A 20,618-nucleotide genomic window follows, 5' to 3' on the forward strand; every position below is an offset into this window, starting at 1 on the left:
GGCCTCAGCCCACCTCGGGCACGGCGACGCCGAGCGAGCCGGCGACCTCGACGAGCTCGGTCCAGAGCTTGTCGCCCACGGGGATGCCGTCGGCCGACCGCTTCGCCGCCGTGGCGGCGCTGCGCTCGCCGGGCACGAGGATGCGCTCGACGCACTCGGCCTTCGGCAGGTCGTGGATCGTGTCGACCGTCGCGTCGACCCCCTCGGCGAACGCCTCCGCACCGCCGAACGCGGCGGGGTCGAGCACGATGAGCGTCGCGTTCTGGCGGTGCTTCTTCGTGCCGCCGTGGTACGGCGTGAGGATCGGCGCGGCGACCAGCACGCTGGTCAGCAGCTCGAACATGAGCGACAGGCCCGAGCCCTTCGCGCCGCCGAGCGGCGTGGGCACCTTCGCGAGCTCGGGGTCGGTCGTCGGCGTGCCGTCCGCGGTCGTGGCCGCGCCCTCGGGCAGCGGCGTGCCGGTGCGCTTGGCCTGGGCGATCTTCCCCATCGCGATGAGCGAGCTCGCCATGTCGAGTACGACCGGCGGCTTCGCGCCGGTGCCCGGCACGGCGATCGCGAGCGGGCTGGTGGCGACCGATGCGCCGACCGCGCCCTCGTACGACATCATCGGCGAGCCGGCGGCGATGCCGACGCCCACGAGCCCGTGCTCGGCGACGAGCGAGACGTAGTAGCCGATCGCGCCGGTGTGCACGGTGTTGCGCACCGACACGACCGCGGCCCCCTGGGTCTTCGCCTTCTCGACCCCGATGCCGACGGCGCGCGTCAGCGCCACGGGGCCCGGTGCGAAGTCGGCGTCGATCACCGAGACCGCGGGGGCGGAGTCGTCGACGGTGAGGTTCGGCGTCGGGTTGGCGACGCCGTTGCCGAACATCTCCACGTACCGCGGGACGCGCGAGACCCCGTGCGAGTCGACGCCGCGCAGGCTCGCCCACACGAACGACGGCGCGGCGGCCGCGGCGTCCTCGGCGGAAACGCCGACGGCCTCGAAGATGTCGCGGATGAATCCCTCGAAGGTCGAGGGGGAGACAGTGACGGGCATGGTGATCTGAAGCCTTTCGATGGGCGCGGGTCTCAGCGCGAGACCGCGACGTTGACGACCGCGGTCGTCCCGGAGGTCACCGCGTCGGTCGCCTCGCGGAGCACGCGGCTGAGCTCTGCGGGGTCGTCGACGGCGGCGTGGTACATGTCGAACGGCGCGGCGAACGCGCTCAGTTCGGGCTGGGTGGACAGGTCGACGCCGAGGTGGTCGTCCTCCTGCACGGCGGAGCCCTCGGGGTAGAAGCGCAGGTGGTTCATCTTCATCGACAGGTACTTCCTGTTGTTGAAGATGACGATCAGCACCGGCAGCCCGAGGTCCTTCGCCGCCATGAGCGACTGCACGACCGGGTTGTAGAGGAACGCGCCGTCGCCGACCGTGAAGATCACGACGCCGTCGGCCACCGCGAGCTTCACGCCGAGCGCGACCGCGATGCCCTGGCCGAGGCCGCCCTGCACGTAGAAGTACGAGTCGGGGCGTTCCCAGCCGACGTGCCGCTGCACGACCCGGCTGTGCGTGATCGTCTCGTCGACGACGGTCGCGCCGGTCTCGCGCACGATCGCACGCAATTCGGTCGCCAGCAGTGCGGGCTCGATCACGGCGGATGCCTCGGCCCGGCGCTCGGCTGCCTCGGTTCCCGCCGTCCAGGCCTCGTGCCCGGCGGCGAACGCCGCGCCCCGCGCCCGGTACCGTTCGGCGTCGCCGGCGGCGAGAGCCGCTTCGCGCAGCTGCGCGAGCGTCTCGGGCAGCGCACCCTCGAGGTAGTGGTCGGCGTTGAGCACCTGGTAGACGATGTGCGGGCGCTGCGGCACCTCGTCGATGACGACGGTCTTGGCCTTCGCGGGCCTGCGGCTGGGTGGGTAGTAGGGCGCCCGGCAGTTCACCAGCAGGATCAGGTCGGCCTCGTCGACGTAGGGGTCGAGCTCGCCCCCGAGGTGCAGCGGATGCTGCTTCGGGAAGTTCGCGCACACCGCGGAGCTCGGCTCGATGACGCCCACGCCGAGCGCCTCGCAGAGCTCGAGCAGCGCGTCGAACCCGCCCTCCTCACGGCCGGCGGTCTCGGTGATGACGATCGGGCGCTCGGCGGCGGCGAGCAGCTCGGCCACCTCGGCGATGTCCTCGGGCGCGCTGACACGGCGACCGCGACGCACGACCTCCTTCCGTCGCACCGGGGGCTCGGTGTGCTCGAGCAGGATCTCGAGCGGCACGTTGAGGTACGCCGGGCCGGCGGGCTGGCGTGCGGAGAGCTCGCCGGCGCGCTTCACGAGCTCGTAGAGCACGCTCACCGAGCCGACCTGCTGCGACCACTTCGTCCACGACTGCGCGACGGGGTGGGTGCCGCCGACGATCGACAGGTTGCGGTACCACTGCCCGCCGGGGTCCTGCCCGGGGCCGTCGCCGTAGGTGGTCGACTCCGAGGAGGCGACCACCATCGGCACGCCCGCGAGGAGCGCCCCGTGCACCGCCATCGAGCCCTGGAGCAGGCCGGGGGTCGCGTGCAGCAGCACCGCCTGGGTGCGGCGGGTCACGAGCCCGTAGCCGGTGGCCATGCCGACGGCAACGGTCTCGTGGGTGAGGTCGAGGTAGCGGGGCGCGGGCTCACCGGCGCTGCGGCGACGAGCGAACGCCTCCCACGCCGGGGCCCATTCGGACCCCGACGAGCAGAAGACGACGTCGACGCCGAGGTCGGTGAGCGCATCGATGAGCAGCTCACCGCCGTCGTACGTCTGCGTCATGTGCGTCAGTTCCCCGCCGTCGCCGCGGCGACGCCGACCTTCTCCGTCTCCGGGATGTCCCAGTCGAGCACCTTGCAGATGCCCTTGCCCATGATCCACTCGAGTTCCTCGGCCGTGAAGCTGAAGTACTTGGTGAACTGCTCGATCGTGTCGGTCCAGGTGAGGCCGTGACCGAGCAGGCGCGTGATGTCGGTACCCCAGTGTGCGCGCTCCGGGCCCATCTTGTCGACGACCTCGCGCACGTACTTCTCGATGTTGAGGTTCGGGAACGGCGCGGTCGAGTAGCCCGGGATGGCCGACACCTTGACCGAGATGTTCGGGTAGACGTGCAGGTCGGCGGTCTCCTGCACCCAGTAGCCGATCGCGTCGTCGACGCAGCGGGCCATGATGCCCATGTGGTCGATGATGATCTTCAGGTCGGGGTGCTTCTCCGCGATCTGGCCGAGCTCGCGCTTCCAGATGGGCGCGTGCACCATCGTGGGGATGCCGAGCTTCTCGGCGATCGGCCAGTACCAGTCGTTGGTGCCGTCGATCATCCAGTTGCGGTCCTGCGGGCGGTGGAAGGTCAGGCGCGTGCCGAGGATGTGCGGGTTGTCCTTGATCTCGTGCAGCAGCCGCTCGCCCTCCTCGGGGTCGTTCTGCGGGATGCGCGCCATGATGCCGAACCGGCCCGGGTACTGCTCCGACGCCTCGAGCGCGTAGTCGATGCGGTCGCCCTCCCACGACGGGGGCAGGATGAGCGCACGGTTGACACCGGCCTCGTCCATGAGCGAGACGGCTTCCTCGGCCAGGAAGGCCTCCTCGCGGTGCCCGTTGAGCCGGATGCGCTCGCGTGCGCCGGGGACCCAGGGACGGTCGGGGGTCTCTTCCTTCCAGAGGTGGATCTGTGAATCGACGATGAACAACGGCTTACCTCACGTTCGTCTGCTGCGTGCCGGCGGCGGTCGTCGGCGACCGGTGCCCGGCGAGCCACGGCGGCTCCAGTGCAAGCGACGCTAACCCCGCGCCCGGATCGGGTGCCAGCCGCACGGGCGCACGTTTAGGTTGACGGATCGTGCACGGTTCCGCTCCGACCTCGTGGTTGGCTGGGATCGGGTCCCGCGGAGCGGGTCCCGGAAGGACGACATGACCGACCGAGCAGCACGCGCCGACGCGACGAGGGCGGGAACCGACCCGTTCCACCGCGAGGGCGTGCGCCATCGGTTCACCGCGCGACGCGTGCACGCCCTCGACATCGCGCAGGTCGCTCCCGAGATGCTGCGCGTGCGGCTGACCGGCGCCGACCTCGCGGACTTCGCCAGCTTCGGTCCGACCGACCACATGCGCGTGTTCTTCCCCGACCCCGAGACGGGCGAGCTCGTCGCCCCCGAGCCCGTCGGGCCCGGCGAGGACGGCATCGTCCGCCCCGAGGCTCCGGCGCACGCACGCGACTTCACCCCGCTGCCCGCGACCGGGTGGGCCGGCGGCGGTCGTGCCGTCGACGTGGACTTCTACCTGCATCCGTCGCCCGGGCCCGCCTCACGCTGGGCCGCCGGAGCGCGCCCGGGCGACGAACTGGTCGTCGTGGGGCCACGCGGCTCGAAGGGCGCGCCGCAGGGTGCCTCGCGGGTGCTCCTGGTGTGCGACGAGACCGCCCTGCCCGCGGCGACCAGGTGGGCCGCCGAGGTGCCCGCGACCACCGCCGTGCACGTGATCGCCGTCGCGAACGACGACGGCGCGTGGATCGCGGAGTACCTCGCCGAGACGTCCGGCCGCAGCGACATCGCGATCGCTCACGTGCCCGCCGGCGATGCCGACGCGGTCGTGGCCGCAGTCGACGCGGCCGGCGTCGACGACGGCACCTTCGTCTTCGCCGCAGGCGAGGCATCCGCCCTGGTGCCCCTGCGCCGCCACCTCCGACGCGAGCTCGGCCTGCCCGCCGCCCGGGTCGCGCTGAGCGGCTACTGGAAGCGCGGGGCCAGCGCGTTCGACCACCATTCACCCGTCGACCCGTCCGACCCGGACTGACGACGCCGACCCCACCCAGGAGGAACCATGCCGCTCATCCAGATCTCCATCGGCGAGGGCCGCACCGACGAGCAGGTGCGCACGCTCGTCACCGAGCTGACCGACGCGACCGTGCGCGCGATCGGCGCTCGCCGCGAGGCCGTCAGCGTGATCGTGACCCCCGTGCCGGCGACCCACTGGGCCAACGGCGGCACGACCATCGCCGACAAGCGCGCTGCGCGCGAGGCCGCGGCGTCGAGCTGACCCCGCTCGGCGCCCGCGTCAGGTGACGTCGCGGCGCCAGCTCGTGAAGTACCCGACGAGCGTGGTCGCCACGGCGATGCCGGCGAGCACGAGCCCGCCCTGCCACCACTCGAGGATCTCGCCCGACCCCATCGCGGCCATGGAGTAGAAGGACGCCCCGACCAGCGCGTCGCTCGCCGCACCGGGCAGGTACTTGCCGATCTCGGCGGTCACGTCGTTGAGCGTCGCGACGAGCCGCAGCACGGGCTCGACGAACTGGGTGAACGCGATCACGATCACGATCGCCGCCACCTGGTTGGGCACGAGCGCGCCGAGGCCGACGCCGACGGCGGCCCAGAGGGCCATGGCGAGGACGCCGCGAGCCACCATCGCCCAGGTCTCGGGATCGTCGAGGCCGGGGTCGAGGTCCCACAGCGCGAGGGCGCCGGCGGCGGGTCCGACCGATGCCGCCCACGCGAGCACGCCGAAGACGACGCCGCCCACCGCGAACAGCGCCGCGAACTTGGCCCACAGCACGATCGCGCGGTGCGGGTTGGCGAGGAAGGTGGGCGTGAGCGTCTGGTGGCGGAACTCGCTCGTGACCGCCAGCGCGCCGAGCAGCACCGGGAAGACGTAGCCGACCGACGAGGCGAAGCTGTAGACGAGCCCGGCGAGGTCTGCCTCGGCCGGAATGGCGGTCGCACCGCCGGCGCCTGACGCATCGGGGTTGGCGATCGACCAGCCGAAGAACGCCGCCATGCCGCCGGCGAGCAGGCCGATGTAGAGCACGAGGATGAGCGCGAGCACCCACCACATGCGGGTGGTGAAGAGCTTGGCGAACTCGGCGCCGATGGCGGGGAACACGCGCATCATCGGGCCTCCGTCCCGGTCGACGGGTCGGGCTCGTCGGGCGGTGACGGATGCGCCGCCGCGGCGTCGTCCGGAGCTTCCTCGGCATCCGCGGAGCCGCTCGCCTCCGGGGCATCCGCCGCCTCCGGGGCATCCGCCGCCCGCGCCTCGTCGCCCGCCTCGCCGACGAGGTGCAGGAACGAGTCCTCCAGCGCCGACTTCTGCCGCGACAGTGCATGCAGCTCGACGCCGGCGACGAACGCGAGGTGGCCGATGCGCGCCGGGTCGGGGGCGTCGACGATGAGGCCCTGGCGCCCGATCGTGTAGGCGAGCCCCTCCGCCTCGATCGCCGCGGCCAGCGCGTCCCGGTCGGGCGAGTCGACGACGACGCGCGGCAGCGAGTCGGTCTCGAGCTCGGCGAGCGTGCCCTCGTGCACGAGTCGTCCCTTCGCGATGATCACCACGCGGTCGACGCTCTGCTGCACCTCGCTCAGCAGGTGCGAGCTGACCAGCACCGTGCGGCCCTCGGCGGCGAGCTGCTGCAGGAACCCGCGGATCCAGCGGATGCCCTCGGGGTCGAGCCCGTTGATCGGCTCGTCGAGCACGAGCACCCCTGGGTCGCCGAGCAGCGTGTTGGCCAGGCCGAGCCGCTGCCGCATGCCCATCGAGAAGCCGCCGACGCGCCGGTCGGCGTACGGCGTCATGCCGACCAGGTCGAGCACCTCCGCGACGCGCGTGCGCGGGATGCCGGCCGCGACCGCCGTGATGCCGAGGTGGCGCCGCGCCGTGCGGCCGGGGTGGAAGCTCGCGGCCTCCAGCGCCGCGCCCACGGTCGCGAGCGGGTGCTCCAGCTCGCGGTAGCGCTTCCCCCCGAACGTGGCGGTGCCCTGCGACGGGCGCACGAGGCCGAGCAGCACGCGCAGCGTCGTGGTCTTGCCGGCGCCGTTCGGGCCGAGGAAGCCGGTCACCCGGCCGGGCTGCACGGTGAAGCTCAGGTCCTCGACGGCGGTCACCCCGCCGAAGTGCTTGGACAGCCCGTCGATCTCGATCGGCACACCGGTCGGCATCTGACGCCCCTCTCGTCGGGATCAGACTAGCGAGCGGATGCCCCGGCGCGGGGTGCCGCGCCCGTGCGGCGTGCGTGGCCGCACCCTCGCGCCCACGTCGCGCGCGGTGCTAGCGTGCCGAGTGTGTCGCCGCGACGCTGCGGCGGCGAGGCATCCGTCGGCTCCGGAGGGGGACGCATGACGACGCAGGCGCAGCAGGGGGCGAGCCGCCCGCGCGAGCAGTGGACCGGACAGGTCGGGTTCATCCTCGCCGCGATCGGCTCGGCCGTCGGGCTCGGCAACATCTGGCGCTTCCCGGGCGTGGCGTACGAGAACGGCGGCGGCGCGTTCCTCGTGCCGTACCTCGTGGCGCTCATCACCGCGGGCATCCCCATCCTCTTCCTCGACTACGCGGTCGGGCACCGGTTCCGCGGCGCCGCGCCCACGGCGTTCCGCCGGCTGGGCGGCCGGTGGCTGGAGGGCCTCGGCTGGTTCCAGGTCATGATCGCCTTCGTGATCGGCCTCTACTACACGGCTGTCATCGCGTGGGCGCTCAGCTACTTCGTCTTCTCGTTCGACCTGCGCTGGGGCGACGACCCGGCCGCGTTCTTCGTGGGCGACTACCTGCAGGTCAGCGATCCGGGCTTCAGCCTCGAGTTCGTGCCCGCGGTGCTGATCCCGCTCGTGATCGTCTGGCTGCTCGCGCTCGTCGTGCTCGGCGCGGGCGTCGCGAAGGGCGTGCAGCGCGCGAACGTCATCTTCCTGCCGCTGCTCGTCGTCGCCTTCCTCGTGCTCGTGGTGCGCGCCCTCTTCCTCGACGGGGCGGCCGACGGGCTGAACGCGTTCTTCACGCCCGAGTGGTCGGCGCTCGCCGACCCGAACGTGTGGATCGCCGCGTACAGCCAGATCTTCTTCTCCCTGTCGATCGCGTTCGGCATCATGATCACCTACGCGTCGTATCGCGCCCGCCGCTCCAACCTCACGACGCCGGGGCTCGTCGTGGCGTTCTCGAACTCGTCGTTCGAGATCCTCGCGGGCATCGGGGTGTTCGCGACGCTCGGCTTCTTCGCCTTCCAGCAGGGGGTCGCGGTCGACGAGCTCGAGGGGCTCACGGGCGTCGGGCTGTCGTTCATCACGTTCCCGGCGATCGTGTCGCAGATGCCCGGCGGGCCGATCTTCGGCGTCCTCTTCTTCGGGTCGCTCACGATGGCCGGGTTCACCTCGCTGCTGTCGGTGCTGCAGGTCGTGTCGGCGGGCTTCCAGGAGAAGTTCGGCCTGAACCCGCGCCAGGCCGCCGTGCGGGTCGGGGCCGTCTCGGCCGTGCTGTCGGTGCTGCTCTTCTCCACGACGACCGGGCTGCTCGCCCTCGACGTGGCCGACCAGTGGGCGAACAACGTCGGCATCGTGGCATCCGCCGTGCTGACGACGGTGCTCGTCATCTGGGTGCTGCGCAAGGGGCCGGAGCTGCGGTACCACCTGAACGCGGTGTCGACCTTCAAGCTGGGCGGGCTCTGGATCGTGCTGGTCGGCGTGCTCGCCCCCGCCGTGCTCGGCTACATGCTCGTCTCGCGCATCGTGACGCTCATCGTCGACGGCTACGGCGACCTGCCGAGCTGGTACCTGGTCGTCTTCGGCTGGGGCACCATCGCGGTGATCCTGCTGGGCGCGGTCGTGCTGACCGTGGTGCGCTGGGGCTTCGACCCCGATCGGTTCCGCGTGTGGCCGCCGTACCCCGTGCCGGGGGCGGGTGAGCGGATGCCTCGGGCGGGCGTCGCCGATCCGGTGCAGCCGCCGACGGAAGGAGGCCGCTCATGAGCGGCGTGGCCATCGCGTTCCTGGTGATCGCGCTCCTGGTCGTCTGGGGCGGGCTCACGGCGAGCATCGTGTACCTCCGGCACCGACCGGAGGCGCACGCGTACCCGCCCGGCGGCGAGGACGACCACCGCGAGGACGAGGCGCCGATCGAGCACGACACCTGATCGGGCGCGACACCTGATCGGGCACGACACCTGATCGGGAGCGGTGCCGTGGGGGCATCCGCTCGGTAGGGTGAGCCCATGGCGGGGCCGACCGACGACGAGGGGGCGCTCCCGGCGAAGCGCTTCTCGATCAACGCGCTGCTCGACGGGTTCTTCTTCGTGTTCGCAGGGCTGGCGGCGGTGTGGCTGGCGTGGCTGCTGCTCGACGAGTCGCTCCACTGGGGCTGGTGGGGGCTCGCGTTCGCGGTCGTCTTCTGGGTCGTGCTCGCGTACCTCGTGCTGCCGCGGCTGCACCGCATCCTCACGACGATCTACGTGCCCGACTACTTCATCGGGCGGGCCCGCACGAGCGACGGACTGCTCGGCGACCCCGTGAACCTCGCGCTCCTCGGCGGCGAGGACCAGCTGCACGCGGCGATGGCGGCTGCGCGCTGGACCCGGGCCGACGACATCACGGCGCGCTCCACCTGGCGCATCATCACCTCGACGCTCACGCGCCGCTCCTACGACGAGGCGCCGGTGAGCCCGTTGTTCCTGTTCGGGCGCATGCAGGACGTCGCGTACCAGCAGGAGGTCGAGGGCAACCCGGCCAAGCGCCATCACGTGCGGTTCTGGCGCTGCCCCGACGGGTGGCTGCTGCCCGGCGGCTACCGCGTCGACTGGCTGGCCGCGGGCACGTTCGACCGGGCGGTCGGCTTCTCGCTGTTCACGCTGCAGGTCACGCACAAGATCGACGCCGACACCGACATCGAGCGCGACCACATCGTGTCGACGCTCACGGCGGCCGACCCCGCGGTGCGGGTCACCGTCATCCGCGACTTCGCCACCGGCTACCACTCGCGCAACGGCGGCGGCGACTCGATCCATACCGACGGCGACCTGCCGGTCATCGACGTGCGCCGCCTGCTGCGCGACGGCGAGCCGCTGCCCGCCGACGAGGTCGACCGGTCGGTGCCGGTCACCGAACTGCCGGACGGCGTCTCGTGACGGCCGCGCACGAACCCGGCAAGCGCGCCGCGTTCGAGTCGGGCCTCGACCTCGCGCGCCCGCTCGAGGGGCCGCGACCGATGAAGCGCCCGCTGGCGACGACCATGGGCGCGGTGCTCGTCGGCCTGCGCGTGATCGCGGGGTTCGCCTGGCTCGGTGCGCTCGCGCTCGTCTGGGAGGGCCTCGTCGCGGACGCCGAGCTCGTCCAGGTCGACGACCCGGCCGTGGCCGGGTGGGTGCTGGTCGCCATCGTCGGTGTCGGCTCGCTGTTCCTCCTCGCCCAGTTCGCCGTCGCCTGGTTCGTCTACCGCGGCGCGAACTGGGCGCGCATCCTCGTCATGTCGATCGCCACGCTCAGCGTGCTCTCCTCCGGGGTCGAGTACTTCGCCGGCGGCAACGACATCACCTTCGAGACGACGCTCGTCACCCTCGCGCTCGACATCCTCGTGCTGCTCGCCCTCTCGAGCCGTGCGGCCCGCGACTACGCCCGCCGCGGGCGTGGCACCGTCGCCGGATGACCCGCGGCTCAGACCTCGATCGACTCGCCCGGCACCGGCACGCGCCAGTCGATGTCGTCCTGGCCGAGTCGCTTCAGGTGCCCGACGTGCATCTCCGGGCGGGTGAGGCCGGCGCCGTGGATGGGGATCGCGACGCTCGGGTGCACCTCGCGCACGTAGTCGATCGCCTCGGAGAGCTTGAGCCATGGCCCGCCGATCGGCACCGCGAGGATCTCGACCCGGTCGTCCGGGACGACGAGCGAGTCGCCGGGATGCAGCAGGCGGCCGCCGAGCAGCACGCCGATGTTGTCGAGCTCGCCGAGGTCCGGGTGGATCGGCACGTGGAGGCCGCCGACCGCCGCGATCGCCATGCCGACGTCGGCCGTGTCGCCGGGCCGGAGCACCGTCGGCCGCGCGATGGCGCGCTCGGTGAGCTGTGCCGCGGTGGTCGCGTCGCTCAGCACCTGCGCGTCGGGATTCGCGGCGAGCAGTGCCGGCAGCCGGTCCACGTCCGCATGGTCGGGGTGGCTGTGGGTCAGGACCACGGCGTCGAGGTCGCGGAGGCCCTCGAAGCCGTTCGAGTAGATGCCGGGGTCGAGGAGGACGCGAGTCCCCCCGTCCTCCACGAGCAGGCAGGCGTGGCCGTAGGTGTCGATGCGCATGTCGGTGTCCTTCCGTGCGGGCTCAGAGCCGGTGGGCGAGGTCGAATCCCTCGCGGATGGCGTTCCGGATGCGGCGAGGCGCCTGCGCGTCGCCGATCACGTCGACGTCGACGCCGGCCGAGCGCAACTGCTCGACCATCGCGTCGTTGGGTGACTGCGGGCCGATCCAGAGCGCCCGCGAGACCCCCTCGATACGACGGATGCGTCCGGAGTCGTAGTGGCGCAGCACGGCGTCGCCCCCGGCGAACTCGACGAGCTCGTGCACCGGGACGATCTCGGCCTCGTGCTCGTCGAGGCGCCGCAGCGACGCGATGCGCGAGACGATCGGCAGCTCGCGGAACGGCTCGAAGAACCGGGTCGCCAGCACCACCTGCGCACCGCGCCGGGCCAGTTCCTCCGCGGCCTGGGCCGCCCAGTAGTGGCCGTCCTCATCGAAGACGAGGACGCGTTCGCCTGCCAGCGACTCCGGAACCGAGGCGACGTCCGCGTGCAGCGCGACGCTGTCGTCGGTGCGCACGGCGGGCAGTTCGGGTGTGGCGCCGGTCGCGATGACCACCCGGTCGGGTGCGAGCCCGAGCACGAGGTCGACGTCCGCCGGGGTGCCGGTGCGGAGGTCGACCCCGAGCCGACGGACGTCGGCGTCGAGCCACTCCGCGGCCCGGGCGTAGCCGTCGTGGCCGCCGATGTCGCCGACGCCCGGTCGGGCCTTCCCGCCGGGCGCGTCCGCGGCCTCCAGCACGACGACGTCGTGGCCGCGTCCGGCGGCGACGCGTGCGAACTCCAGCCCGGCCGGACCGGCACCGACGACGACGACCCGTCGTCGCACCTCGGGCATCGGGACCCGCGTCAGCTCGAGCTCGCGCCCGACCGCGGCGTTCTGGACGCAGGCGAGGGTGCTCAGGCCCTCGTGGAGCCCCGACCAGCAGTAGTTGCACTGGATGCACGGTCGGATCGCGCCGAGCGCGCCGACTCCGCCCTGCTCGGCCTTCCGCGGCCAGTCCGGGTCGACCGTGAGGGCGCGCCCGAGCGCGATGCCGTCGGCCCACCCGGCGTCGAGGATCGCGACCGCGTCCGAGGGGTCCACGACGCCGGTGCAGGCGATGCGCGTGGTGTCGGCGAGCTCCCTCCCGACGGCGGCCTGCACGTCGGCGAACGGCGTGTGCGGGAAGTGGCGGTCGGGCAGGTGGGCGTCGATCGAGTTGAAGTTGCCCTGGGAGAACGAGACGTAGTCGACGAGGCCCTCGTCCACGAGCATCCGCGCGAAGCTGGTCGTCAGCTCGGTCGTCAGCCCGCCGTCGCTGAACTCGTCGACGCCGAGCCGGTAGCCGACCACGAAGTCGTCCGGGGCCCCGGAGCGGATGGCGTCGAGGATCCGCCGCGCGAGTTCGGCCCGTCGTTCCGGGCTGCCGCCGAACTCGTCGTCACGGCGGTTCGAGAACGGGGACAGGAACTGCTGCAGGAGATGGCCCTGCGCGCCGTTGAGCTCGACGCCGTCGAATCCCGCGCGCGCGAGGTTCAGCCCGGACCTCGCGTAGCCGTCCGCGAGGGCGTGCACCTCGTCGCGACGGAGCGGGTGGGGCACGCCGCCGCTGCGCGGGCACGCGATCGCCGAGGGGCCGACGAGACGGGGTGGCACGCTGCTCGCGGTGTGCTGGCGACCGCTGTGGTTCACCTGGCCGATCAGCAGTGCGCCCTCGGCGTGCACGCCGTCGGCCCATTGCGTCAGTCCCGGGATCGATGCCGGGTCGTAGGCGGCGATGCCGAACGGCCCGTGCAGCGTCGACGGGTGCACGCGCAGCGCCTCCGTCACGATCGCGCCGACGCCGCCGATCGCCAGCCGGACGTAGTGCGCGACGAGGCGATCGGTGACCGCGTTCGCACTGCTGAGGTTGGTCGTGGTCGCGGCACGGGTCAGGCGGTTGCGCGCGGTCCTGGCGCCGAGGGTCAGGGGAGTGAACAGCACGTCGACGTCGGCGCCCATCACGCCTCCTTCGGGACGATCGAGATCGCGTCCGCCGGCACCTGCACCGTCACGGGAGTGCCCTGGGCGAACGAGATCGACGGGTTCACCCGGGCCCGCAACTCGCGCCCCGCCACGTCGACGATGTGGTCGACCGCCTCGCCGAGGTAGCTGCGTGCGGCCACCGTGCCGTGGGCCGTGTTCGGCCCGGCCGCCCCGCCGCGCTCGTGCAGGTGGATGGATTCGGGCCGGATGCCGATGAGGACCTCGGCGCCGAGGTCGAGTCGCGCCTCGGCCTCGACGTCGAGCGGGCCGATCGGGGTGTCGAGCGTGACGCCCGTCGCCGTCGAGGTCGTCACCGTGCCGTCGAGGAAGTTCGAGTTGCCGATGAACTCCGCGACGAACTTCGACTCGGGCCGCGTGTAGATCTCCCGGGGCGTCCCCACCTGCTGCACGCGGCCGCCCGACATCACGGCGATGCGCGACGACAGCGCGAGCGCCTCCACCTGGTCGTGCGTGACGTAGACGCTCGTGATGCCGAGCTCGCGCTGCAGTCGCTTGAGCTCGAAGCGGAGGTTCTCGCGCAGCCTGGCGTCGAGGTTCGACAGCGGCTCGTCCAGCAGGAGGAGCTTCGGCTCGATCACGAGCGCCCGCGCGAGGGCGAGACGCTGCTGCTGCCCGCCCGACAGCTTCGTGGCGGTGCGGCCAGCGAGGTGGTCGAGCTCCATGAGCGCGAGCACGCGCATGACGCGTTCCTCGATCTGCGCCCGGGACGGTCGCGCCGCGCGTCGCCCGACCTTGAGGGGGAAGGCCGTGTTGTCGAACACCGACATGTGCGGCCAGATCGCGTACGACTGGAAGACCATGCCGAGGCCGCGCCGGTTGACGGGCACCTCCTGCGCGTGCCCCTCGCCCTTGGCGAACAGCACGCGGCCTCCGACGCGGATCTCACCGGCATCCGGCCGTTCGAGCCCGGCGACCGAGCGCAGCGTCGTGGTCTTGCCGCAGCCCGAGGGGCCGAGCAGGGTGAACAGCTCGCCCTCCTCGATGGTGAGCGAGACGTCGTCGATCGCGGCGACGACGGTGTTCGCCTTGATCCTCCGCCCCCGGTCGTCACGCCGATCGCTCGCCGTGGTGAAGGTCTTGGTCAGGTTCTCGATGGTGAGCATGCTGCGTCCTCTCCCGCGATCGGCGGCTCAGAGTCGGATGCCGACGCGACTGCCGAAGCGGTAGACGACGCCGACGATGATGGTGAGCACCGCGACGAGCACGATGCCGAGGGCGGAGATGGTCACGAGCTCGCCCTCTTCGTAGAGCTGGAAGATGAGCACCGCGATCACCTCGTTGCCCGGGCTGTAGAGCAGGATCGAGGACCCGAGCTCCCGGACCGAGATGATGAGCAGGTAGATCCAGCCGGCCATCAGGCCGGGGAAGACGAGCGGGATCAGCACGTGCCGTGCGGTCTGCCACCAGGTGGCTCCGGACACCTGGGCGGACTCCTCCAGCTCGACCGACACCTGCTCGAGCGAGGAGACGGCGTAGCGCATGCCGTAGGGCATGAAGTTCGTGGCGTAGGCGATCAGGAGGATCAACAGCGTGCCGTAGACCGCGAACGGCAGCGGATTCCGCAGGTACACGAAGCTCACCGCGATGCCGATGACGAGGCCCGGCACCACCATGGGCAGGAAGGTCAGGTGGTCCACGAGGCTGCGGCCGCGCACCCGCGAGCGCAGCACGACCCACGCGGCGATGGCCACGAGCACCATCACCAGCGTCGCGGTGCCGACCGCGAGGAGCACCGAGTTGCCCACGGACTGCAGGAAGATCGGGTTCTGCAGGAGGTCCACGTAGTTGTCGAGCGTGAAGTCGCCCAACGCGTCCAGGCTGAACCGCCGGTAGAACGGCAGCAGCGAATTGAACGCCAGGATGAGCAGCGGCAGCGCCACGGTCGCGAACAGGTAGACGGCGACGCCCGCGGCGACGACCGGCCGGAACCGCCCGAGGTCGATCACGTTGGGCCGGAACCCCTTGCCGGTGACCGTGGCGAACTCCTTGCTGTCGCCGCGGAACTTCGCCAGCAGCCAGGTGCCGAGCAGGGCGAACAGGATCAGGCCCACCGAGAGCGCGCCGGCGGCGGCGGTGTCGTACGGGAAGTCCTGCATCACGTAGTAGATGCGCGAGACGAAGACGAAGATGCCGCTGGGGACGCCGAGCAGCGTGGGCACCTCGAAGGACCCGAGGATCTTGACCGCGACCAGCAGTGCCGCGCCCGCCAGGGCGGGCCGGATCAGCGGCAGCGTCACGGTGAAGAACATCCGCGTGCGACTGGCGCCGCTGACGAGCGCGGACTCCTCGAGCGAGGGATCCATCGCGCGGAACGCCACGTACATGAAGAGGTACACCATCGGCGCGCTGTGGGTGCCCTCGACCCAGATCATGCCGCCCATGGAGAAGATGTCGATCAGCGGCACGCCCCACAGCTGCTGCGTCGGCTGGTTGAGCAGGCCGATCGACGGGCTCGCGAGCATGACCCACGAGATCGTGTAGAGCAGGCCGGGGACGATCAGGGGCACCAGCGACGACGCGACGATGAGCGACTTGAACGGCACGTTGGTGCGGACCGTCACGTGCGCGAGCGCGGTGCCGAGGACCATGGCGAGCGCCGTGGAGGCGACGGTGAAGACGATCGAGTTCAGCACCATGTCGTCCAGGCCGGTGGTGCCGTACGCCCGCGCGAACGAGTCGAGCGAGAACGAGCCGTCCCCGAAGAAGGTGGCGCCGAGCAGGTACGCGATGGGCGTGAGCACCAGGTACCCGATCACGAGCAGCGCGAGGAAGATGACGATGTTCCGCACGGCGTTGCCGCCGCCGAGGATCCGTCGCTCGCGCACGGCGGGCGTCCCGCCCGACGGGCCCGCGGTCGCGGTCGGGGGAGCGGTGGGCTGTTGCGGACGCTGACCGAGCTGGGTCATGGAGAACCTTTCGACGGGAGGGGATGCCCGCACGCGGGCGGACATCCCCTCATGGCGCCTGGATCGGCGATTACTGCTGGCGGATCAGCGCGTCGTACTCGTCCGCCCACTCCTCGTACTGGGTGGTGATGTACTCGGGGTTGATCAGGCGGAGGTCCTCCTCGGCGACGTGCTCGAGCGGGCCGCCCGGCAGCTGCACCGCGGTCGGGACGAAGGTGCCGCCGTCGAGGAGCACCTGGGCGCCCTCGCTGAGGATGAAGTCGATCAGGAGCACCGCCGCGGCCGGGTGCGGGGCGTTCGCCATGAGCACGCCGCCTTCCGGCTGCACGATGAGGGGCTTCATGTAGCGGCCGTCCTCCGTGGTCCAGGTGATGGGGGCGTCCCGGGCGGTCGTGCGGTCCACGACCTGCGAGAGCACCGAGGTGCCCGCGTCGTACTCGCCGGCGACGATCAGCTCGGTCATGGTGATGGACGAACCCTGCGGGGACGAGTAGTCGACGAGCGTCGTGAAGAACTCCTCGATCTCGTCGTCGCTCCAGCCCTCCTCCTCCGACAGGTAGTCGTGCATGCCCGCGTACCACGGCCATGCACCCGCGTCCATGGTCAGCAGCCCGTCCCACTTGGGGTCGGCGAGGTCCGTGATGGTCTCGGGGATGTCGTCGTCGTCGACCAGGTCCGTGTTCCAGGCGAAGGTCGGCACGGACAGGCGGAACGGCACGAAGCCGAGCGAGTCGTCGTACCCCGGGATCTGCGACGTGAGCTCGTCGTTGACGTAGGTCGTCGTCATGCCGTCCTCCTTCGCGAGGAGCTGGGACGCCTCGTCCTCGAAGACGTCGACGGCGTGGAGGCCCGCCTGGTACTCCTGCACGACGCGCTGGAGGATCGTCTCGGACCGACCGTTGAACACCTCGACCTCGATGTCGTAGGTGTCGCTGAACGCATCGAGCACGGGCTGCCAGCCCGGGGCGGTGGAGTAGAAGACGACGGCCCCCTCCTCCTGCGCGGCGGCGACGAGTGCGTCGTGGCGCGCATCGCCCGACATCGCGTTGAACTCCTCGACCGTGGCGACGGCGCTGCCGTCGCCCCCGGACGCGTCGTCGGTGGTGTCGTCGGCACTGGTGCATCCGGCGAGTACGAGCGCGGCGAGCCCGACCGCTCCGATGAGGGAGAGTCGCCGCATGCTGTGTGGCGGGAAGACGTGACTGCTCATCAAACTCCAGACCTCTCTGTCTGTGTCGGGCGGGCATCGGCGCACGCCCTCGATGCGCTGAATGAAAGCAGAGATTGTTGCAACTGACAATAGACGCGGGCAATATTGTTGCTGATTTGGGTGCCGACGGCGTGTCCGCACCCCGGTCCGGGCGGTTGCGCCCGCGCGCGACCGACCTAGGCTGGTCGATGAACGCGCCCGACTCGCAGAGGAGTCCACGATGCTCGACTACGACCCGTACGCCGCCCTCCAGGGCTTCGCCCCGCTGCCGTCGTTCGACGTGCGCAGCGATGACATCGCGCCCGGCGGCGAGATCCCGCTGCGGAACCAGGCGGCCGGATGCGGCGGCGACGACGTGTCGCCCCACCTCGCATGGTCGGGCTTCCCGCCCGAGACCCGCGGGTTCGTCGTGACCTGCCTCGACCCCGACGCGCCGACCGGCGCGGGCTGGTGGCACTGGGCCGTGAACGGGCTCGGCATGACGACCGAGCTGCCGGCCGATGCCGGCGCGTACGGCGGTGCCGGGCTCCCCGACGGGGCGTTCATGGTCTGCAACGAGGACCGCGAGCCCGCCTACGCAGGGCCGAACCCGCCCGACGGCACGGGCCTGCACCGCTACATGTTCCTCGTCACCGCGCTCGACCAGGAGCGCCTGCACACGAAGGCCGACGAGACGCCGAGCGCGCTGGCCTTCCAGGCGTACTTCCACGGCATCGCGCGCGGCGTGCTCGTCGGCACGGTCATCGCCGACTGAGCGCGGGCCGGAATCGGCCTACAGCGCGAGACGGTACCCGTACACGTGCAGGGTGCCGGGCGTGAAGTCGAGGTCGGCGGATGCGACGAAGCCGACCCGCTCGTACATGGCACGCGCGGCGCGCATCGGCTCGGTCGAGTGCAGCACCACCTGCGCGAGCCCCGCGGCGCGTGCGCGCGCGACGCACGCCTCGATCAGCATGCGGCCGAGCCCGAGGCCCTGCGCGTCGGGCGAGACGCCGAGGAACCGGATGCCCCCGGCGCCGTCGAGGTCGGGCCAGCCGGCCCGCACCCCGTACTCGGCGAGGTGGGCGAACCAGACCACGCCGCCCCGCACGTGCTCGTCCGCGTCGACGGCGACGAGCACCGTCACGCCCGGGCGGCCGGCGTACGCGCCGACGTTCGCGAGCATCGCGTAGTACTCCGGCGACTCCTCGGGCGATGCGAACCCGTCGAGGCTCGAGTACGCCGCGACGAGGATGCGGCCGAGCACGGGCAGCTCCCCCGGCTGCGCCTCACGCACCGTGAGACCCTCGCGGGGCGCGGTCACCCGTGCGTCGGCCAGCACGCCGGTCATCGGGCGACCTCCGCCACGGCGTGCGCGGCGCACGACACCGCGTCGCACGACTCGCAGGCGACGAGGCGCGCCCGGCAGGAGGCATCCGTGCAGTTGCCGACCCGGCTGCTCGGGGCACCGCAGCCGGCGCAGCGGCCGAGCACGGCGGCGCGGTCGCTGAACGAGACCTGGCCGCGCCCGTCGAAGACGTGGAGCGCGCCCTCCCAGAGGCCGTCGTCGCCGTAGCGCTCGCCGTAGCGGACGATGCCGCCGTCGAGCTGGTACACCTCGCCGAACCCGCGCGCGGTCATGAGGCTCGAGAGCACCTCGCAGCGGATGCCGCCGGTGCAGTAGGTCACGACGGGCCGGCCCTTCAGGTGGTCGTAGGCGCCCGAGTCGAGCAGGTCGACGAAGTCGCGGGTCGTGTCGGCGGCGGGCACGACGGCGCCGCGGAATCGCCCGACCTCGGCCTCGAACGCGTTGCGGCCGTCGAAGAACGCGACCTCGTCGCCGCGTTCCGCGACCAGCGCGTGCAGCGCCTCCGGGTCGAGGCGCGTGCCGCCGCCGATGACGCCGCCGTCGTCGACCTGCAGCTCGCCGGGGGCGCCGAAGCTCACGATCTCGTCGCGCACCTTCACGCTGAGCTTGGGGAAGTCGAGGCTCCGGCCGTCGGCGTCGAGGCCCGTGCCGTCGCTCCACTTGAGGTCGGCGTCGCGGAACGGCGCGTAGTCGCGGAACTTCCGGCGCCAGCGCTTCAGCGCGTCCATCTCGCCGCCGAGGGTGCCGTTGATGCCGTGCTCCGAGACGAGGATGCGCCCGCGCAGGCCGAGCGACTCGCACAGGTCGCGCTGCCAGAGGCGCACGGCCTCGGGGTCGGCGACCGGCGCGAACCGGTAGAAGAGGAGGATCTTGGCGACGGGCACCGGGCGATGCTACCGGCCGTGGCTGGGCGAGTGCCGAGCAGGGGTGCGCGCTAGCGTGGCATCCGTGACCCTCGCCACGCACGCCGACCACGTCCGCATCCACGTCGCCGACGGGCTCGGGCACGTGACGCTCGACCGGCCCGAGGCGCTGAATGCGCTGAACCACCGGATGCTCCTGCGGCTGACCGAGATCTTCGAGGCGTGGCGCGACGACACCGAGGTGTCGATCGTGCTGCTCGACGGGGCGGGGGAGCGCGGGTTCTGCGCGGGCGGCGACATCCGCGAGATGTACGCAGGGATCACCGCCGACCGCCGCGACGACGTGCGCGCGTTCTTCTGGCACGAGTACCGGCTCGACGCCATGATCGCCGAGTACCCGAAGCCCGTCGTCTCGATCCTCGACGGCATCGCCATGGGCGGCGGCATCGGCATCGGCGGGCACGCGTCGATCCGCATCGTGACCGAGCGCTCGCGCCTGGCGATGCCGGAGACGCGCATCGGCTTCACGCCCGACGTCGGCGGCGCGCTGCTGCTCGGCCGTGCGCCCGGGCGGCTCGGCGAGTACCTCGCGCTCACCTCCGAGTCGATGTCGGATGCCGCGGCCATCGATGCCGGCTTCGCCGACTTCCTCGTGCCGAGCGCCTCCCTGCCCGCGCTGGCCCAGGCGCTCGAGGAGCGCGCCGACCCGGGCACCCCCAGCGAGATCGTGATGCTCTTCGACGAGACGCCAGAGCCGTCGCCGCTGCAGGCGAAGCGGCACTGGATCGACGACGCCTTCGCCGCCGACGACGTGCCCGGCATCATCGAGCGACTGCGCGAGCTCGCCGACGGCCGGCGCCCGGCCCGCACCGGCGCGGGGGCGCCCGAGTTCCCGGTGGTGCCGCTCGATGCCTCCTCGCGCGCGGAGGCGGCGGCCACCGCCGAGGCGCTCCTCGAGCGTGCGCCGACGGCGCTCGCCGTGACGCTGCACGCCGTGCGTTCGGCGCGGGCGCTGAACGCACTGCGACCCGTGCTCGAGCAGGACCTGCGCCTGGTCTCCTGGTTCCTCGACCACCCCGACCTCGCGGAGGGCATCCGCGCCCAGGTCGTCGACAAGGACCGGTCGCCCCGCTGGAGCCCGGCCGGGCTGGACGAGCTCGACGAGGACGTGGTCGCGCAGGCCTTCGCGCAGCCACTGCCCTTCCCGCTCTGGGACGACTGACCGACTGGCCGACTGGCCG

Annotated in this window: 20 protein-coding genes; 8 read left to right on the forward strand and 12 right to left on the reverse strand. The window is 71.9% G+C overall.

Translation table 11 applies throughout. From position 1 onward, the window contains the following. Window positions 1-4 precede the first annotated feature (4 nt). Genes ABZK10_RS06145 through ABZK10_RS06155 form a run of 3 tightly spaced genes read right to left on the reverse strand, consistent with a single transcriptional unit; the run spans window position 5 to window position 3,680 of the window. Window positions 5-1,042, reverse strand: coding sequence for an Ldh family oxidoreductase (locus tag ABZK10_RS06145; RefSeq protein WP_353808298.1), 1,038 nt, complete (start codon window positions 1,040-1,042; stop codon window positions 5-7). 32 nt (window positions 1,043-1,074) lie between these two features. After that, on the reverse strand, window positions 1,075-2,775 hold the full coding sequence (locus ABZK10_RS06150; protein WP_353808299.1) for a thiamine pyrophosphate-binding protein: 1,701 nt from the start codon (window positions 2,773-2,775) through the stop codon (window positions 1,075-1,077). Window positions 2,776-2,780: 5 nt separating this feature from the next. Continuing rightward, complete coding sequence (locus tag ABZK10_RS06155) at window positions 2,781-3,680, reverse strand: amidohydrolase family protein (protein ID WP_353808300.1); 900 nt, start codon at window positions 3,678-3,680, stop codon at window positions 2,781-2,783. A gap of 220 nt (window positions 3,681-3,900) precedes the next feature. Between ABZK10_RS06155 and ABZK10_RS06160 the strand changes: the two genes are divergently transcribed. Together ABZK10_RS06160 and ABZK10_RS06165 are read left to right on the forward strand one after the other, a co-directional pair. Beyond that, complete coding sequence (locus ABZK10_RS06160) at window positions 3,901-4,782, forward strand: siderophore-interacting protein (protein ID WP_353808301.1); 882 nt, start codon at window positions 3,901-3,903, stop codon at window positions 4,780-4,782. Window positions 4,783-4,809: 27 nt separating this feature from the next. Continuing rightward, window positions 4,810-5,025, forward strand: coding sequence for a tautomerase family protein (locus tag ABZK10_RS06165; protein ID WP_353808302.1), 216 nt, complete (start codon window positions 4,810-4,812; stop codon window positions 5,023-5,025). A gap of 18 nt (window positions 5,026-5,043) precedes the next feature. On the opposite strand, the gene ABZK10_RS06170 is transcribed toward ABZK10_RS06165, so the two are convergent. Together ABZK10_RS06170 and ABZK10_RS06175 are read right to left on the reverse strand one after the other, a co-directional pair. Beyond that, window positions 5,044-5,877 (reverse strand): ABC transporter permease, encoded by an 834-nt coding sequence (locus ABZK10_RS06170; RefSeq protein ID WP_353808303.1) that lies wholly within the window; start codon window positions 5,875-5,877, stop codon window positions 5,044-5,046. Further along, the gene (locus ABZK10_RS06175; protein ID WP_353808304.1) at window positions 5,874-6,920 is read right to left on the reverse strand and encodes an ABC transporter ATP-binding protein; all 1,047 of its coding nucleotides are present in this window, start codon (window positions 6,918-6,920) and stop codon (window positions 5,874-5,876) included. The genes ABZK10_RS06170 and ABZK10_RS06175 overlap by 4 nt, the downstream gene beginning before the upstream one ends. Window positions 6,921-7,097: 177 nt before the next feature. Here ABZK10_RS06175 and ABZK10_RS06180 point away from each other — a divergent pair, with 177 nt between their 5' ends. The 4 genes from ABZK10_RS06180 to ABZK10_RS06195 all read left to right on the forward strand — a co-directional run bounded on the left by ABZK10_RS06180 (window position 7,098) and on the right by ABZK10_RS06195 (window position 10,383). Beyond that, window positions 7,098-8,714 (forward strand): sodium-dependent transporter, encoded by a 1,617-nt coding sequence (locus ABZK10_RS06180; RefSeq protein WP_353808305.1) that lies wholly within the window; start codon window positions 7,098-7,100, stop codon window positions 8,712-8,714. Beyond that, complete coding sequence (locus ABZK10_RS06185; protein ID WP_353808306.1) at window positions 8,711-8,878, forward strand: methionine/alanine import family NSS transporter small subunit; 168 nt, start codon at window positions 8,711-8,713, stop codon at window positions 8,876-8,878. Before ABZK10_RS06180 ends, ABZK10_RS06185 begins: the two co-directional genes overlap by 4 nt. Window positions 8,879-8,956: 78 nt before the next feature. After that, window positions 8,957-9,865, forward strand: coding sequence for an LssY C-terminal domain-containing protein (locus ABZK10_RS06190; protein ID WP_353808307.1), 909 nt, complete (start codon window positions 8,957-8,959; stop codon window positions 9,863-9,865). Next, entirely contained in the window at window positions 9,862-10,383 is a 522-nt protein-coding gene (locus ABZK10_RS06195) for a hypothetical protein (protein WP_353808308.1), read from the forward strand. Before ABZK10_RS06190 ends, ABZK10_RS06195 begins: the two co-directional genes overlap by 4 nt. 8 nt (window positions 10,384-10,391) lie before the next feature. On the opposite strand, the gene ABZK10_RS06200 is transcribed toward ABZK10_RS06195, so the two are convergent. From ABZK10_RS06200 to ABZK10_RS06220, 5 genes are all read right to left on the reverse strand, one after another. After that, entirely contained in the window at window positions 10,392-11,024 is a 633-nt protein-coding gene (locus ABZK10_RS06200) for an MBL fold metallo-hydrolase (RefSeq protein WP_353808309.1), read from the reverse strand. Window positions 11,025-11,046: 22 nt separating this feature from the next. After that, window positions 11,047-13,005: an oxidoreductase gene (locus tag ABZK10_RS06205; protein WP_353808310.1), complete on the reverse strand. Its 1,959-nt coding sequence runs from the start codon at window positions 13,003-13,005 to the stop codon at window positions 11,047-11,049. Then, a complete protein-coding gene (locus tag ABZK10_RS06210) occupies window positions 13,005-14,153 on the reverse strand; it encodes an ABC transporter ATP-binding protein (protein ID WP_353808311.1) in 1,149 nt (382 codons plus the stop codon). The genes ABZK10_RS06205 and ABZK10_RS06210 overlap by 1 nt, the downstream gene beginning before the upstream one ends. Window positions 14,154-14,180: 27 nt before the next feature. Beyond that, window positions 14,181-15,956, reverse strand: coding sequence for an ABC transporter permease (locus ABZK10_RS06215; protein WP_353808313.1), 1,776 nt, complete (start codon window positions 15,954-15,956; stop codon window positions 14,181-14,183). Window positions 15,957-16,026: 70 nt separating this feature from the next. Continuing rightward, window positions 16,027-17,136 carry an ABC transporter substrate-binding protein gene (locus ABZK10_RS06220; protein WP_353808314.1) on the reverse strand — a complete coding sequence of 370 codons (1,110 nt, stop codon included), beginning with the start codon at window positions 17,134-17,136 and terminating at the stop codon, window positions 16,027-16,029. Window positions 17,137-17,386: 250 nt separating this feature from the next. Between ABZK10_RS06220 and ABZK10_RS06225 the strand changes: the two genes are divergently transcribed. Beyond that, window positions 17,387-17,920 (forward strand): YbhB/YbcL family Raf kinase inhibitor-like protein, encoded by a 534-nt coding sequence (locus tag ABZK10_RS06225; RefSeq protein ID WP_353808315.1) that lies wholly within the window; start codon window positions 17,387-17,389, stop codon window positions 17,918-17,920. Window positions 17,921-17,938: 18 nt separating this feature from the next. Here the strand turns inward: ABZK10_RS06225 and ABZK10_RS06230 are convergent, their stop codons facing one another. Together ABZK10_RS06230 and trhO are read right to left on the reverse strand one after the other, a co-directional pair. Next, window positions 17,939-18,496, reverse strand: a complete 558-nt coding sequence (locus ABZK10_RS06230; protein WP_353808316.1) for a GNAT family N-acetyltransferase — start codon at window positions 18,494-18,496, stop codon at window positions 17,939-17,941. After that, on the reverse strand, window positions 18,493-19,398 hold the full coding sequence (trhO, locus tag ABZK10_RS06235; protein ID WP_353808317.1) for an oxygen-dependent tRNA uridine(34) hydroxylase TrhO: 906 nt from the start codon (window positions 19,396-19,398) through the stop codon (window positions 18,493-18,495). Before trhO ends, ABZK10_RS06230 begins: the two co-directional genes overlap by 4 nt. Window positions 19,399-19,462: 64 nt before the next feature. Between trhO and ABZK10_RS06240 the strand changes: the two genes are divergently transcribed. Next, window positions 19,463-20,599, forward strand: coding sequence for an enoyl-CoA hydratase/isomerase family protein (locus tag ABZK10_RS06240; RefSeq protein WP_353808318.1), 1,137 nt, complete (start codon window positions 19,463-19,465; stop codon window positions 20,597-20,599). Window positions 20,600-20,618 lie beyond the last annotated feature (19 nt).

The organism is Agromyces sp. SYSU T00194 (genome assembly GCF_040496035.1).
GTDB lineage: Bacteria > Actinomycetota > Actinomycetes > Actinomycetales > Microbacteriaceae > Agromyces > Agromyces chitinivorans.